The sequence below is a fragment of the Desulfatiglans sp. genome, from assembly GCA_012513605.1.
Lineage (GTDB): Bacteria > Desulfobacterota > DSM-4660 > Desulfatiglandales > HGW-15 > JAAZBV01.
Genome location: JAAZBV010000102.1, coordinates 1 through 15,985 on the forward strand (window position 1 = coordinate 1; position 15,985 = coordinate 15,985).

General features: G+C 43.0%; 14 protein-coding genes. All 14 read left to right on the forward strand.

Features of this window, described 5'->3' with window-relative positions; genetic code table 11:
• Positions 1-532: 532 nt before the first annotated feature.
• The 14 genes from GX654_13825 to GX654_13890 all read left to right on the forward strand — a co-directional run bounded on the left by GX654_13825 (position 533) and on the right by GX654_13890 (position 15,895).
• Positions 533-973, forward strand: coding sequence for a GNAT family N-acetyltransferase (locus tag GX654_13825; GenBank protein NLD37942.1), 441 nt, complete (start codon positions 533-535; stop codon positions 971-973).
• A 149-nt stretch (positions 974-1,122) separates the two neighbouring features.
• Entirely contained in the window at positions 1,123-1,815 is a 693-nt protein-coding gene (locus tag GX654_13830) for a hypothetical protein (GenBank protein ID NLD37943.1), read from the forward strand.
• Between the two features lie 159 nt (positions 1,816-1,974).
• A complete protein-coding gene (locus tag GX654_13835) occupies positions 1,975-2,646 on the forward strand; it encodes a response regulator transcription factor (protein NLD37944.1) in 672 nt (223 codons plus the stop codon).
• The gene (locus GX654_13840) at positions 2,630-4,063 is read left to right on the forward strand and encodes a HAMP domain-containing protein (protein ID NLD37945.1); all 1,434 of its coding nucleotides are present in this window, start codon (positions 2,630-2,632) and stop codon (positions 4,061-4,063) included. Before GX654_13835 ends, GX654_13840 begins: the two co-directional genes overlap by 17 nt.
• A gap of 145 nt (positions 4,064-4,208) precedes the next feature.
• Positions 4,209-5,219 carry a hypothetical protein gene (locus GX654_13845; protein NLD37946.1) on the forward strand — a complete coding sequence of 337 codons (1,011 nt, stop codon included), beginning with the start codon at positions 4,209-4,211 and terminating at the stop codon, positions 5,217-5,219.
• Between the two features lie 37 nt (positions 5,220-5,256).
• A complete protein-coding gene (locus tag GX654_13850; protein ID NLD37947.1) occupies positions 5,257-7,002 on the forward strand; it encodes a TonB-dependent receptor plug domain-containing protein in 1,746 nt (581 codons plus the stop codon).
• Positions 7,003-7,268: 266 nt separating this feature from the next.
• A complete protein-coding gene (locus GX654_13855; GenBank protein NLD37948.1) occupies positions 7,269-8,480 on the forward strand; it encodes an efflux RND transporter periplasmic adaptor subunit in 1,212 nt (403 codons plus the stop codon).
• Positions 8,477-11,554: an efflux RND transporter permease subunit gene (locus GX654_13860; GenBank protein NLD37949.1), complete on the forward strand. Its 3,078-nt coding sequence runs from the start codon at positions 8,477-8,479 to the stop codon at positions 11,552-11,554. Before GX654_13855 ends, GX654_13860 begins: the two co-directional genes overlap by 4 nt.
• A gap of 2 nt (positions 11,555-11,556) precedes the next feature.
• Entirely contained in the window at positions 11,557-13,077 is a 1,521-nt protein-coding gene (locus tag GX654_13865) for a TolC family protein (protein ID NLD37950.1), read from the forward strand.
• Positions 13,078-13,503: 426 nt separating this feature from the next.
• Positions 13,504-14,127, forward strand: a complete 624-nt coding sequence (locus GX654_13870) for a recombination-associated protein RdgC (GenBank protein ID NLD37951.1) — start codon at positions 13,504-13,506, stop codon at positions 14,125-14,127.
• Between the two features lies 1 nt (position 14,128).
• Complete coding sequence (locus GX654_13875) at positions 14,129-14,653, forward strand: hypothetical protein (GenBank protein ID NLD37952.1); 525 nt, start codon at positions 14,129-14,131, stop codon at positions 14,651-14,653.
• A gap of 248 nt (positions 14,654-14,901) precedes the next feature.
• Positions 14,902-15,294, forward strand: coding sequence for a HEPN domain-containing protein (locus tag GX654_13880; GenBank protein NLD37953.1), 393 nt, complete (start codon positions 14,902-14,904; stop codon positions 15,292-15,294).
• Entirely contained in the window at positions 15,270-15,587 is a 318-nt protein-coding gene (locus tag GX654_13885) for a nucleotidyltransferase domain-containing protein (GenBank protein NLD37954.1), read from the forward strand. Before GX654_13880 ends, GX654_13885 begins: the two co-directional genes overlap by 25 nt.
• 95 nt (positions 15,588-15,682) lie before the next feature.
• Positions 15,683-15,895, forward strand: coding sequence for a hypothetical protein (locus tag GX654_13890; GenBank protein NLD37955.1), 213 nt, complete (start codon positions 15,683-15,685; stop codon positions 15,893-15,895).
• Positions 15,896-15,985: the final 90 nt, after the last annotated feature.

The window sequence follows — 15,985 nt, forward strand, 5'->3', positions numbered from 1 at the left end:
AAGGCTAAAGTTATTAGCCATAGGGCTTTTGGTTATCGTACTGAAAACACATTTAAGCTGGCTCTATATCATGGCTTGGGAAAGCTACCTATGCCAAAATTGACCCACAAATTCTTGTGAGGAGCCGTTTTTTTAAAGAAAGGGGTATGGATGTACTTGTGAATGAAAACTTATGGGTCTGGTTGCCTTTTATTTGCATTGCTTTGGTGATACGTTTAATATGTAAGCGGTTTCATTGATATTCAATATAACTATACCAATGTTATGTGTATTTTGGGAATAAGCTTAATAAACCTTTATGCCCATAAAGATAGATTACATGTTACTTGTTATAACTGAGGTAATTTTCCTATTGATGAATTAAGAAATTCCAAACACTCCCCTCCACTTTGTGGGAGGGGCTGGGGGAGGGGGAACTGCAGATGAATAAACAGAGCGAATATACTGCAAATCTTTTTCACCCTCACCCAACCTCTCCCCTCAAGGGAGAGGCGCTTCAGTTAGATCTTAATTCTACAACAGGGGTATAAAAATGGATATCCGTGAAATAAGATCAGATGAGCTTGTTAAGCTCCTTGGGCTTTACACTCACCTGCATGATGATGACACCATACCGGAACCTCATGTAATTTCAAAGGTCTGGGCGGAGATACAGACCAATAAAAACATAAAATACTTTGGTGTTTTTGAGGAAGAGGATCTGATCAGTTCTTGTACAATAGTAATCGTACCAAACCTAACAAGGTCGTGCCGTCCTTATGCGGTTATTGAAAATGTGGTTACCCATATAGAGCATAGGCGAAAAGGGCATGGAGTATCTGTGCTTAAGGCTGCTATTGATTTCGCCTGGAAAAAGGACTGTTACAAGGTTATGCTCATGACCGGCAGACTTAATGAGGAGACATTAAGGTTTTATGAATCAGCAGGTTTCGATAGAAAAACCAAGCAGGCATTTGTGATCAAACGAGCTTGATTTTCTCCGTGCTCTCCGCCTGTCCCGCCATAGCTTCAGCGAAGGCGGATGTACTCCGTGGTAAAAAATATTACCAAATGGTAATTTTTCGGTCATATTGTGGTTATGTTTTTATGGTATAATCTGACAACTTAAACAAGGAGGTCACCATGAAAAAGATAATAACACTCCCTGCAATACTTTTACTTTTTATCTCTCTATGTATCCCTTTGGTTAGCGAAGGGCAGCAGAGGGGCTGGTATGGCCGCGGGAGGGGCTCAATGTCCAGCGAAACACTGTCTGTGCCAAAGGATGCACAGGAGAAAAAGATACTGGATGTGCTTACTGAGATGGCCGATAACCAGAGAGGCATGCTGAATGTCCCTATGGATGATGGAAGGCTTTTGCGGCTCCTCGCCGAGACAATGGGGGCAAAACATGTGGTAGAGATCGGCACATCAAACGGTTACTCCAGCCTCTGGCTCTTACTGGCCCTCCGCACAACCGGCGGAATGCTTACAACCTTTGAGATAGACTCTGGCAAGGTAAAACTCGCAGCCGACAATTTTAAAAAGGCAGGCGTGGATAAACTGGTTACAATGATAGAGGGCGACGCACATAAAGAGGTTACAAAGATAAAGGAGACTATAGATATACTCTTTCTTGATGCGGACAAAGAGGGATACCTGGATTACCTGAACAAGCTCCTTCCGCTGGTACGTCCTGGCGGGCTTATTGTGTCTCACAACTGGGATTCCATGGATCAGGACTATATTGACAGGCTTACAAAAAGCCCTGATCTTGAAACAATTATCCAGAATGTACAGCTTGGGGGTGTTGGTGTGACATTGAAAAAAAGGTAAAGATATTTCACCACAGAGTACATCCGCCTTCGCTGAAGCTATGGCGGGCCAGGCGGAGAACACGGAGTAAAAAACTATAGTTAACGTTAAATATTAACCTACGTTATTTGTGCCACAATAGGTTATTAGGAATTTACCAATGAAGTCAGGAGCACTTTAATGCGGATACTACTGGTTGAAGACGACATAAAGATTGCCTCTTTTATTGTAAAGGGTCTCAAGGAGGAGGGTTTTGTTGTTGACCATGTTGCAGACGGTGAGGCAGGGCTTGATCTTGCCTCATCTGAATCCTATGATGCAGCGATCATAGATATAATGCTTCCGAAACTGGATGGCCTTAGCCTTATTGATCAAATAAGATCAGGCGGAAGCAATTTACCTGTCCTTATCCTCAGCGCAAAACAGTCTGTGGAAGACAGGGTTAAAGGGCTCCAGACAGGAAGCGATGACTACCTGACCAAGCCATTTGCATTTTCAGAACTATTGGCCCGCATCCATGCCCTTATCAGGAGGGGCAGCAATCTGTCAGACACATCACTCCTGGAGATCGCTGACCTTAAAGTCAATCTCCTCACCCATGAAGTAACAAGAAATAATGAAAAGATTGAGCTGCAACCCAGGGAGTATGTCCTTCTTGTTTATCTGCTTCGCAATAAAGATAAGATTGTATCCAAAACAATGATTATGGAGCATGTGTGGGATTATAATTTTGACCCCCAGACCAATGTTGTTGAGGCAAGGATGTGCAGGTTAAGGGATAAGATAGACAGGGCCTTTGATAAAAAGCTGATTCATACTATACGTGGAGTAGGGTATGCAATTAAGGAGTAGATTTGGATTTTTCAATACTCTCTCGTTTAAACTTACCCTGTGGTATGCTACTATATTTTTTGTTTCAATACTTGCCGGTTTCTTTATATTCAGTTTGCTTTTAACATCCAAACTTCATAAAGATCTCGATGAAAACCTTAAGAATGAAGCAAAGGAGATTGCCCTGCTTATTGAGAGAAGAGATATCCATAAAGTACGGCTCGCCATGACCCTTGAGGCAGAGTCTGAAGGGGTTGAAAAGATATTTATCCGCCTGCTTAATATTAATGGCGAGACCATCTTTTCCACTGACAGCACTAACTGGAAAACAGGGCCAGGCAGAAGGGCATTAAATATTATAAAAGATGGGAGTGAATACGTTTTTGAAACCATCTCTGTACCAGGGCGACAGGATAAGGTTCGCATATTATACAAACTCATTGGAGAGGATTATATCCTCCAGATAATGATTTCAATGAGCAGCATCACCCGGTTCCTTGATGTCTTCAGGCAGTTATTTCTTTTTATAATGGGCTTTATGCTCCTCGTCTCCGCTGTTACAGGCTGGTTTATGGCAAGACGTGCGCTTATTGGTGTAGAGGAGGTGACAGAAACAGCCATCCAGGTAACAGACGGCCTATTTGATAAAAGGGTCAAAATAAAAGGGCACGGAGAAGAGCTGGACAGGCTTGCCACCACCTTTAACACGATGCTTGAAAAACTGCACACCCTCATAACTGACATAAAGGAAATCAGCGACAATATTGCCCATGACCTGAGAAGCCCCATCACAAGGATGAGAGGGATTGCTGAAACAACACTTATGACTGCGGGCGAAAACCATGAATATGAGGCCATGGCCGGAAGCATTATTGAGGAGTGCGATAATCTTCTCACAATGATAAATACGATGCTTGAGATCTCAGAGGCAGAGGCTGGCGTATCAAAGCTCCATTTAACCGATGTGGATTTATCAAAGATCCTAAATGAGGCGTGTGAACTTTTTCAGCCCATAGCAGAAGACAGGGGAATAAGAATCATACAGGAGATAGAGCCGGGCACATCAATTAATGCAGACAGGGGAAAGGTACAGAGACTTGTCGCAAACCTCCTGGATAATGCCCTGAAATACACCCCTGAAAATGGAACTGTTACAATTATTTTAAAAAGCGATCAAAATGAGGCAATCCTTTATGTAAAGGATACAGGCATCGGCATTGCTGAAGAGGATATCCCCAAAATCTTTAACAGGTTTTACAGGTGTGACAGAAGCAGGTCTCTTCAGGGCATAGGGCTGGGGCTTAGCCTTGCAAAGGCATTTGTTCAGTTACATCATGGATCAATATCTGTTTCAAGCGAACCGGACAGGGGCAGCACATTTATTGTTAAACTTCCACAAATGTATACCCAGGCTTATCAAGCATACAAATCTCTTTAAAACATTACCAAATAATAATCTTTTGGTCATTTTCCGGTTAACTCCTTTTTGTATAATCCATAGTTAGTAGGGTTCTATGTAGCAATCTGTAGCGATAAGGCATGCCTTGTCGCTACATAATAGACAAGGAAGAGAATACATGCGTATGCCGGGTATACAATATTTTTCAAAGGTTACAAAGCAACATCCAAAGATATCTCTATTCATATTCCTGTGCATAGGTTGTTTTATCGCATTAAAGATCTACTACCATATAACACCCCTGCCTGCAAAAAACTGGATAAAAACAAATCTGGAGAAAATAGCCATAAATGATCCTGCAAAATTTTCATTCGCACTTTTTTCCGGTGGCAGGGCTGGCAGCCATATTTTCAGGGGCATACTGGAGCAGGTTGATCATGACCCTGAGATCGCTTTTGCTGTTAATCTGGGGGATACTGTTTTTAAAGGGAAAAAATCCTATTATAAGTATTTCCTTAAAGAGCTGGAAGCCAAACTTGGAATACCGCTGCTTACTGTCATGGGTAATAATGACCTTTCAGGAGATGGTATAGAGTTATACCGGAAGATATTCGGCCCCTCTTATTACTCCTTTCGGGTGGGCAAAAACTTTTTTATCGTGATTGATAATGCAGGTCAAAACAGGTTCGATAATAAACAGATAGTATGGCTTGCAAATGAGCTTAAGGGGGCCGCCGGTTATGACAGCCGAATCATATTTATGCACAACCCTTTTTATGATCCGGCTGTTGACAATAGGGAGCAATATATATCTGAAGATACCTCATCAAAACTGCTGGCGCTTTTCCTGAAATATAATGTTAGCCATATCTTTGCCTCCCAAAGAAGCGGCATTTATGAGGGGGACCTTGAGGGTGTACCATATACTGTAACCGGGGGAGCAGGGATTTCATGCCCTGATAAACGTAAAAGATATGGCGCCTATCATTTTCTTAAGGTGAATATTGAAAAAGGAGCACTCAATATTGAACGTAAGGAGGATTTTACAGCAGGATTATACAAGACCAGACACCACAGATACACCCCTGCTGTTTTTGTGGATCACATGGCAAGGGTTCACTGGTTTGAAATATCTCTTTTGGTGATAATGATAATGGGAATCATAATATATTTTATTATAAGAAAAAGGATATAAAATGAAAAATATGGTTTTGAAAATTTGCAGAATGAAAATGGTTATTTTTTTCATCTTGCTGGTGGCTTTTATCAGCAAAATAAGCATTGCAGAAGAAAAGAATTCGGCAGGGGTTAAAGGGTATATCTTTACTGCCGAAGATATCAACAGCATGAATGCCTCTAATGTTGCCAAGGTTATTGAAACAATACCCGGTGTCACAGCGCTTGGGGATGATAATGTATCCATCAACGGCTCTACAGAGGTTCTTGTGCTGCTGGATGGGCGTAATATTAAAGACCCAATTTCAGGGCGTATCAAGTGGGATCAGGTTTCACTCAATAATGTAGGCAGGATCGAGGTGATCAAGGGAGGAGGCTCTGGTTATGGTGAAAATGCATCAGGCGGTGTAATACTTATTACCTCTAAGCTTACAGATACATTTAGCGGTAATATCGAGGTTGCTGCCGGAAACATGAATTACAAAGAGTACAGCGGTGATCTCCAGACACAGATTAATGGCATAAAGATAGGCGTAATGGGTGGGTATGAATACGATGATGGTTGGCGTGCAAATGAACATAAAGAGGTTACAAGAGGAGGCCTTAACCTCTCTTTCAGCCCAAAGGATGATATCTCATTCTCACCATCATTAAACTATCTGAAGGATATAAAAGGTCTGGGAGGCCCCTATTTTGCACCCACTCTCTATAATGAGGCAACCTTTGAGAGCTTTTCGGCCAACCTCCTCTCAAGTATAAAAAGGTTAAACAGCAAATCCATTTATACCCATTCAATGGATCAGAGCATTGATGCCCCCCCGGCGCCCATACCCCACATAATAAAGATAACACCTGAGATATTCAGCCAGGAGTTTACCACCGATTTTACTATTTTTGGAAAGGCAGCGCTGAATACCGGAATAGGATATGAACATGCAAAGGTAGGCGTTCAAACAAATATCAATAATGTACAGTTGCCTGATGCAGAACATACAGAAAAAAAGGGGTGGATGTTCACAACATACAAGGTTTCATCTGAAGATAACATCTATTCTCTGTACCTCGGGCTGAGAGGGACATACTACAATAATTTTGATAACAGCCTGAATCCTGAAATTAGTCTGGGTTACAAAAAAGACAATTTTGGCGCTATTCTTGGTTTTAACCTTACTGACCGGCTCCCCAGTTACAAAGACAGGTATCGGTCAGATGCATTTGTAATAGCAAACCCTGGCCTGGAAAAGGAAGAGTTCACAAACTACAAGCTGACACTGCTCTACTCCCCCTTTGAGGTTCTTTCATTCAATGTAACCCCATATTATACAGAGGTTGAAAACCTTATTGCCATGGATTCTATAATGACTGAAAACGGTCTGAGGCGAACCTTTGTCAATGTCGGGAGCGCTACAGAAAAGGGGGTTGACAGCTCTGTATCTTTTAGACCTGATCCAAGATACAATTTTTCAGTATCCTACACCTATAAATCTGCCAAAGATGATGACACAGGTTTATGGCTTCCTATGAGGGCGAAACACAGGTTGCAGGGCAAGATTATAGCCTCACCCATTGAAAGACTTTCCATAAGCACAACAGTAAACTATTCATCCGAAGAGTTCAGCAACAGTGAAAATACTATGGGTGTTGCCAGCAATTATGTAGTTGATGTGAGGGTTGAATATGATATTAAAAAATATAAACTGTTTTTCCAGATCGATAATATGTTTAACAAGGATTATATAATGCCCTTTCTTATACCTGCAAAAACAAAGTTTTATTTTACGGGCATAAAATATTCATTTTAGTATAGTTTTATCGGAGGTTATTTTATGGAAACAGAAAAAAGGTTCAGTTCAAGGCGTTTTGCATCAGTAATGACCTTATGAAGGCCATGTGACTCCGGGAGTAATAATTTTTTATTTGTTTATATTGAGCTCAATATATTTTAGAATAGGATCATTTTAAGATTTATGGGTATGTACCTGTTTCTTCTCCATGAAAGTCGTTCAGAGGAATATATTAGTGTCTGCATTCATAAATCTCACAGACAAGGAAGAAGGCAAATATGAAAATGACAGGAAAAAGAAAAATAGCAATTATTCTGGCAACCATACTAATTATTGCATTTGTATGGCAGATCATCTCACGTATCAGAGAACAGTCAGGTGGTGATCAGCGCCGTCAGGGTGGGCCAAGGGCAGTGCCTGTTGAGGTGGCAGAAATAAAAACAGGGTCGATCGAGCTGAAAAAAGCCTTTAGCGGAACCCTTGAGTCCCCTTCCGAATTTGTGCTTGCCCCCAAGATAAACGGCCGTGTTGAGCTTCTTAAGGTTGATATAGGTGATACGATAAAACGCAACCAGATAGTTGCCGAGCTGGATGATGCAGAATATGAACAGGCCGTTCTTCTAGCGAAGGCGGATCTTGCTGTTGCAGAGGCGACTCTGGCAGAGGCAAAAAGCGGTTCTGAAATAGCTGAAAGGGAGTTAAAAAGAATAAGTGAATTACTCAAGAGCGGCCTGGCTTCAGATTCGGAATATGATTCCGCAAAGGCCGATCAGCTCGCGAAACAGGCAAAGCTCGCAGTATCGGACGCCCAGGTTAAAAGGGCAGAGGCCTCCCTTGAGACGGCTAGAATAAAACAGGGGTACACAAAGATAGCAGCAGGCTGGACAGGTGGGGATGACACCAGGACAGTAGGGGAAAGATTTGTCAATGAAGGTGACATGGTATCCGCAAATTCTCCTCTTCTTTCCATTGTTGAACTCGATCCCATTATGGGTATTATTTATGTGTCTGAAAAGGACTATGTTTATCTTAAACCCGGTCAATCAGCCTTTTTAACCACAGACGCCCACCCTGATGAAATATTTGCAGGTGAGATAAGCCGTATCGCCCCCATCTTCCGCCAGGCGACCAGGCAGGCAAGAATTGAACTCAAAATTGAAAACCATGAGTTAAGGTTGAAACCGGGCATGTTCATTCGAGCCACAATTGTGTTTGAAAATGTGGAAAATGCCCTGATTGTCCCTGAGCAGTCCCTGACAAAAAGAAATGATATAGATGGGATATTTATCGTCAATGATGATAATAAAACCGTCAGGTGGTGCCCTGTAAAAGTAGGGATCCGTGATGGTGAAAAGGTGCAAATCGGTTGTGAAGGGTTAACGAAAGGTCTTGTAGTCACCCTGGGGCAGCAGCTTGTGGATGACGGGTCAGAAATTCACATCTCAGGAGAAGGCAATAAAACAGGAGCAATAGATAAAATGGAGACACAAAAATGACACTCGCGGAATTCAGTGTAAAACGCCCCATAGTGATCACTATGGTTACGCTCATTGTAGTAATACTGGGAGCAGTGTCATTAAGCCGGCTCCGGCTCGATATGCTTCCGAGTGTTGAATTGCCTACCCTGAGTGTACGCACTTCATATGCAGGGGCAAGCCCCGAGGTAATGGAAAGACTTGTGACCCAGCCGCTGGAGGAGATAATAGCCACTGTACCCGGTGTTGATGAGATGACCTCGGATTCCTCAGAGGGTAACAGCCGTATAAGGGTAACCTTTGTATGGGGTACCGACATTAATACTGTTGCAATTGATATTCAGAGTAAAATCGAAGATGGAATGAATGACCTGCCTGAAGATGTTGTAAGACCAAGGGTCGATAAGTTTGATATATCAAGTCTTCCTGTGGTGATACTGGGGATATCCAGTAAACTCGACCCCATTGAACTGACAGAGCTGGTTGAAGACCAGATCAGGTACAGGTTCGCGCGTATTCCGGGTGTTGCCCAGGTTGATATCTGGGGCGGTTATAACAGAGAGATAAGGGTTGAGCTAAACCCCCAGAGCCTGAAGGCCCTTAATATCCCGCTCGACCGGATTCTACAGGCGATACGTGACGCCAACCTTGACAGACCCGCAGGAAAGATAGAGGAGGGAAAGTATGATATTGCACTGAGGGCGCCAGCCGAATTTACGAACCTGGATCAGTTGAAAAATACAGTGCTCATTACTCATGATGGGGCAGCGGTAACCCTTGGACAGATCGCAGAAATAAAAGATACATACGAAAAGGTTGAAAGGATTGTAAGGGTCAACAGAGAACGCGGAATGAGGCTTGGAATCCGGAAGGAGGCCGATGAAAACACTGTAGAAGTGGCAAAACGTGTTCTGGCAGAGATAGAAAAGGTAAACAGGGATTTTCCGCAGGCGCATATTATCCCTGTAATAAATCAGGGCAACTTTATTGAAAGATCAATACAGAACGTGGCAAATTCTGTACTCTACGGTGGTGCTCTTGCAATTGTGGTGCTTCTGTTTTTTTTGAGGAACATAAGGAGTACTGTTGTCATATCACTTGCCATCCCCATTTCAATAATTGCCACCTTCACACTTCTTTACTTTGGTAACTTTACACTGAACCTCATGACCCTGGGAGGGCTTGCGCTGGGTGTAGGCATGATGGTGGACGGCTCCATTGTTGTTCTTGAAAACACCTTCCGCCACAGGGATGAAAATAATGAAACCCCTTTTTATGCTGCTATCAAGGGCACAAAGGAGGTTGGCGGCGCAATTATAGCCAGCACAATAACCACACTGGTGATATTTTTACCCCTTATTTTTGTGAGGGGTATTTCAGGCATACTTTTTAAAGAACTGGCCTATGTTATTATATTTTCCCTGATCTGTTCTCTTTTTGTGTCATTGAGTCTAGTTCCTATGCTCGCCTCCAGGCTTCTTGAAGCTGCTGAGCATAAAACCAAAAAAAAGAGCGGGTGGATCAGTCGCCTCACAAATATTTCCTCAGAATTTTTAGATGCCTTAAACAATTCCTACCAGGGTTTTCTCGAGCTCGCCCTGGCGCATAAAGGCAGAACCATATTTATCTCAGTTCTGTTGCTTGCCCTCAGTTTTCTCCTTTATCCCCTTATCGGAACCGAGCTGCTCCCTCCCAGTGATGAAGGTGAAGTGCGTGTAAACGGAGAAATGGAGGTCAGCCTCAGGCTTGAACTTGCTGATGAACAGACAAAAAAGATGGAGGAGATTGTTTACCCGGCTGTTCCTGAACTCATCTCATCGGTTGTGAGTGTGGGGTCCTCATGGCGCGGGGGAGGAGGTTCGAGGGGAGAGATAAATCTCTCTCTAACACCGCTTAAAGATCGCAGCAGGTCAAATGTTGAGATAGCAAATGATCTGAGGTCACGGCTCGAGAATAGAATCCCCGGAATGGATATCAGGGTTCAGGCGCCCCAGGGCCAGTTTATTCTGAGCAGGCTTATTGGAAGCGGAGAGGAAGGCATTACAATAGAAATACGTGGTTATGAGCTTGAGATCCTTGACCTCTTGACAGAGAGGGTACTGAACGCTATCAGGGATGTCCCCGGTGTTACAGACACAGATATGAGTAGAAAGGCCGGTGTCCCTCAGCGTGAGATACATGTGGACAGAAACAAGGCTGCTGACCTGGGCTTAAGCGTCAGGGATGTTACAAGGGTGCTTGAAACAGCCGTTGCAGGCACAAGGGCCGGTGAATACCGCACAGGGGGTAATTCCTACAGGATTCTTGTTCAGCTCAAGGATGCCGAAAAGATGTCCATTGATGATATCCTTAACCTGACACTGTCAACCGGTTCAGGAGAGCTTGTTTCACTCAGGAACCTGGTAAGGGATGAGTCAGGCAGGGGGCCGGTCTTTATAGAAAGAAAAGATCAGCAGCGCATAGCTTATGTAACGGCCAATATTGCGGACAGGGACATAGGTTCTGTTGCAGCGGATGTACAGGAACGGCTTTACGAGATCGCTAAACCCGTTGGTTACGATTTAAGGGTAGCGGGTAATTTTGAAGAGCAGAAAGAGGCATTTCATGAACTTATTATCTCCCTGATGCTTGCCCTTGTACTTGTATACATGGTCCTTGCGTGCCAGTATGAATCACTTAAAAATCCCCTGGTGGTTATGTTTTCCGTACCTGTGGGGGCAGTTGGGGTGCTTGTGACCCTGTTCATTACGAATACTACACTGAACATTCAATCCTACATAGGATGTATTATGCTGGGTGGAATCGCTGTTAACAATGCAATTCTCCTTGTAGACCAGGCCGGCCTGCTCGAAAGAGAGGGCAAGTCGGTTCATGAGGCCGTTATGGAGGCAGGCAGAAGAAGGCTCAGGCCTATCCTGATGACAACCCTTACTACAATCTTCGGTCTTCTCCCCCTGGCCTTCGGGATCGGTGAAGGAGCAGATGCCCAGGCGCCGCTTGCCAGGGCGGTTGTAGGGGGGCTTACAGCATCTACATTGATATCGCTGGTATTGATCCCGGTTATTTATTCAATATTTCATCGGAAAGGTAATTAGCTATGATCCCGCAATACAGGTTAAAACAGGGCATGCTGGTGTGTCTGGTTGCATGCATATTTATTCTATCCCTTGTTTCATTATACTCTTCAGGTGAAGAGGCGACTGAAAGCCAGGCGATATCCATAAAGGAGGCCACCCTGCGTGCGCTTGAAAATAACCGCGCATTTCTGATCGAGCGTATTAACCCGGAGATACAGAAGACTTATGAAATGGAACAAAAGGCTGTATTTGACCCGGTTGTCAACCTTGAAAGCAATCAGTCAAAAAGTACCCTTGCCAGCGGGATCGTCGATCTTACCAATATTGAAAGGAAAAATAACAGTATAGATGTATCCAAGAAATTTTCAACCGGGACTGAAGTGTCTCTTGGAATTGAAATGCAGCGTATTGATTCGGAAAGGTCAGGGGTTCAGACCAGTGCGGCAGGAGTAATTTCCATTAACCAGCCTCTTTTGGAGGGTTTTGGAAGAGGCGCAAATCTTGCGAACCTCAGAAAGGCCCAACTGGCGCTTCTTGCATCTGAATATGAATTGAGGGGGTTTGCAGAAGCACTTGTTGCTGATGTTGAGAAAACCTGCTGGGACTATGTTCTGGCCCGGAAAAGGATTTCTATCTTCCAGGAATCCCTTAAACTTGCGCAAGACCAGCTTGAGGAAACCGATAAAAGAATCAAGATTGGCACCCTCGCAAAGGTAGAGCTTTATGCGGCAGAAGCAGAGGTGGCCCTGCGCAAGGAGGCGCTTATAAACGCCAGGAGCGACCTTGCATTAACAGGGCTCAGGCTTAGGCGCCTTTTAAACAACCCGGACGGTAATCCTCTCGAGACCTGGGTAAACATATCTGACACGCCGGTGGCTGTGGATACAGAGATAAATGCGCTGTCTGAATACATACAGCAGGCACTCAAAATGAGACCAGAAATCAACCAGGCGAAGCTTGATCTGAAACAGGGCGAAATAGAGGTGATTCAGACAAAAAACGGCCTTTTACCAGTACTGGATTTTTTTATTACAGCAGGCAAAACCGGTTACTCGGATTCCTTTGGAGATGCTTTCGGAAAAATAGATGATGGCAACTATGACATATCCGCAGGGATTTCCTTCCAATTTCCTATCAGGAACAGGGCAGACAAAGCAAGGTACAACCGGTCTATTATTTCTAAAAAACAGTCGGAAGAGGCCCTTAAAAACCTGGAACAGCTTATTGAAGTGGATGTGCGTTCCGCTCTTATAGAAATCAACCGCGCAAGGGAGCAGGTCTCTGCCACTGCCGCCACCACGCGGCTCCAGGAGGAATCAGTAAAGGCAGAGACAGAAAAATTCAGGGTTGGTAAATCAACCGCACTTCTGGTGGCAAGGGCCCAGCGGGATTTTGTGGCAAGCCAGATCACGGAGATAGAGGCCCTGATAACTTATCTTAAGGCCACGATCAATCTTTACCAGGAGGAGGGCACGCTCCTCGTGAGAAGGGGCATTGAAGCGCCCGGGAATGAACCGGTATCTTTAAATGATGCTTACTAATGTCCATCCAGAAAGAGACAAATTCTGGATGGAGCTTTCAGCATTTAGCGATCAGCTGTCAGCTAACTCTTTGGTTTGATAGTCTTTTGCTGATCCGCCGTCGCACAAGGCTATGGCGGGACAGGAAGCTGAACACTAATGGCTGACCGCTTGAATCCAAAAACGACAGTTTTTGGATGGACACTAACTAAGCGTATTATGGAATAAGCTTTAAAAGGGTTTTCTGTTCTTCCTGAGTAATTTTTTTTAATCCCTGTGCAGCACAGTCCAGGTACCGTAAACCGCATACCTTTATCTATATTTATTGACATAAGCTCTTTTTCTTTGCTAATGATGTTCGCTGTCATCGTCCGTGAGAACAACATTTCAGGATTCTCCCGGGCGATTATTTTTTAAATTAATGTTTCATGTTATTAGGGGTAAAAAATGGGTTTAATAAGCGGGTCATCCAGTCTTACACGATACATACTTGAAGACCCTTTACCGGAAAACTACCTTGAGACCTTTCCTGCGCTGATTGACAGGTATTCATTCAAGGGTTTTGATGAATCATCTGATGCGGAAAAGGCGATCGGCTGGGTAAATATCCTTGATATGTTTGACCATAATTTCAACAGGATGCAGTATCTTAAAGAGCCCTATCTTGCTTTAACCTGGCGCATAGACACAAGAAATGTCCCGGCAAAGGCATTAAAACAATTCTCCCTTGAGGCGGAAAAAAAGGTTCTGGACATGGAGGGTCTTGAGTTTCTGCCAAAGGGTAAAAGAAACGAGATAAAGGAGATGACAAAGGCCGCCCTTATCAAACGGGCAATACCGGTTTCAAAGACCTATGACATGATCTGGAACCTGGAAAAGGGTTATGTGCTCTTTGGCGCTGCAAGCCACAAGGTGTGCGATGAGTTCGCATCATTTTTTCATAAGTGTTTTAACATAAAGATCGGTAGCCTCTACCCCTGGCTGATTGCGGCAAGGGGGCTTGATAAGAAGGGAAAACAACCCGAACTGCTTGAAGGGCTCACCTATTCCATAACAGGAGTTAAAGAATAAGATGCTGCTTATAGAAAGAGTAAAAGAGACCGAGTTTTTAGCAAGGGAGTTCCTGTTGTGGCTCTGGTATAACAGTGAGGTAAATGGAGGCACATATAAGCTTGAGGATGGGGATGTAGAGCTCTGGGTGGATAAAAAGATAGTGCTCAGGCATGATGACGATGAGGGTACAGAAAAGATAGTCTTTACCGGTGACAACCTCAACCTCAAGGAGGCCCGCTTTGCCCTTATGGAAAAAAAGCAGGTGACAGAGAGCCAGTTAAGACTCAAGGTTGAGGAGAATGAATACTCATTCACCATTGATTCTGAGTGGATGAACATTAAGACCCTCAAGACTCCAAAGGTAAAACAGGATATAAAGGAAGACCCTGAAGGGATCTTCTATGAAAAGATGTTTCTTATTGAGCAGGCCATATCTGCAATTGATACAATATATGGGGAGTTTATAGAACTCAGGCTTTCACCTGCATGGAATGATTCTGTAAAACCAGCACTCTTAAACTGGATTTCACAGGTGAAGGAATAGGGTAATTATACTGGAAGATCAGTGTTGACTATTTCCATCTTAAATATCGCCTCTTGAGTAAACCAAGCATATCCTTTTGTATGTAATAATACGCTCATGCTATTAGTGTCTGCATGATTCTATTACAGACTTCTTCAACCATTCGAAATCATCAACCAGTTTAGGATTATGTTTTTATTGTAATATAAAGCAAAATGAGGTAGATTTTTATCAATATTGAATGTTGTACATTATCATATGAAGTAAAAATGACCAAAGAGGAACACATAAAATACTGGCGTGAAAGCGCTCAACACGATCTTGAATCTGCTGAGGCGATATTCAATTCAGGCAGATATGACTGGTGCTTGTATATTGGTCATTTAGCACTGGAAAAAATTTTAAAAGCAATATTTGTCGATAAGAATGACAGCAATATTCCCCCAAAGATTCACAATCTTGTAAGGTTGGCAGAATTATCAAGAATAGAATTGAATGATGAACAAAAATTTTTCCTCGATAAGGTTAATGATTTCAACATACAGACACGCTATCCTGATTACAAGCATGAATTTTATAAGATATGTGATGCGGAATATGCTGAAAAAAACATGTCAAAAATAAAGGAGTTTTATAAATGGTTAAACTCCCTGTTAAAGTAAAAAAAACGATAGATGATTATCTCCAGGCATTAAACCGGGGCAATATTCCAATTAAGGAAGCAATACTTTTTGGCAGTTATGCAAAAGGAAGTAATAAGGAGTGGAGTGATATTGATATTGCATTGGTTTCAGAAATATTTGTGGGAAACCGTATGGAGGACAAGGATAAAATAAGGAAGATCACGCTATCTGTAAGCAGTGAAATTGAAGTGCTTCCCTTTTCACCTGAAGATTTTGGCCTACAAAATCCCCTGGCAAAAGAAATTTTAGAAACAGGAATAAGGCTCATCTAAGTTATCCCTAATTTTATAATTAATTTTCGAAATAGAGCCAGCTCAGGCTCAAGGTTGAGGAGAATGAATACTCATTTACCCTTGATTCAGAGTGGATGAACCTTAAAACCTTAAAAACCCCCAAGGTAAAACAGGATATAAAAGATGACCCTGAAGGTATCTTCTATGAAAAAATGTTCCTCATTGAGCAGGCCATATCTGCCATTGATACAATATATGGGGAGTTTATAGACCTCAGGCTTTCACCTGCTTGGAATGAGTCTGTTAAACCTGCTTTACTTAACTGGATTTCACAGGTGAGGGAATAAATTGTAAAACGTGTAGGCCTGTTTTTCTTCGTGATTTTTCTATGTCATTGTCCCCAATGGGATACTGTTGTAAAGTAGAAATAAATAGCA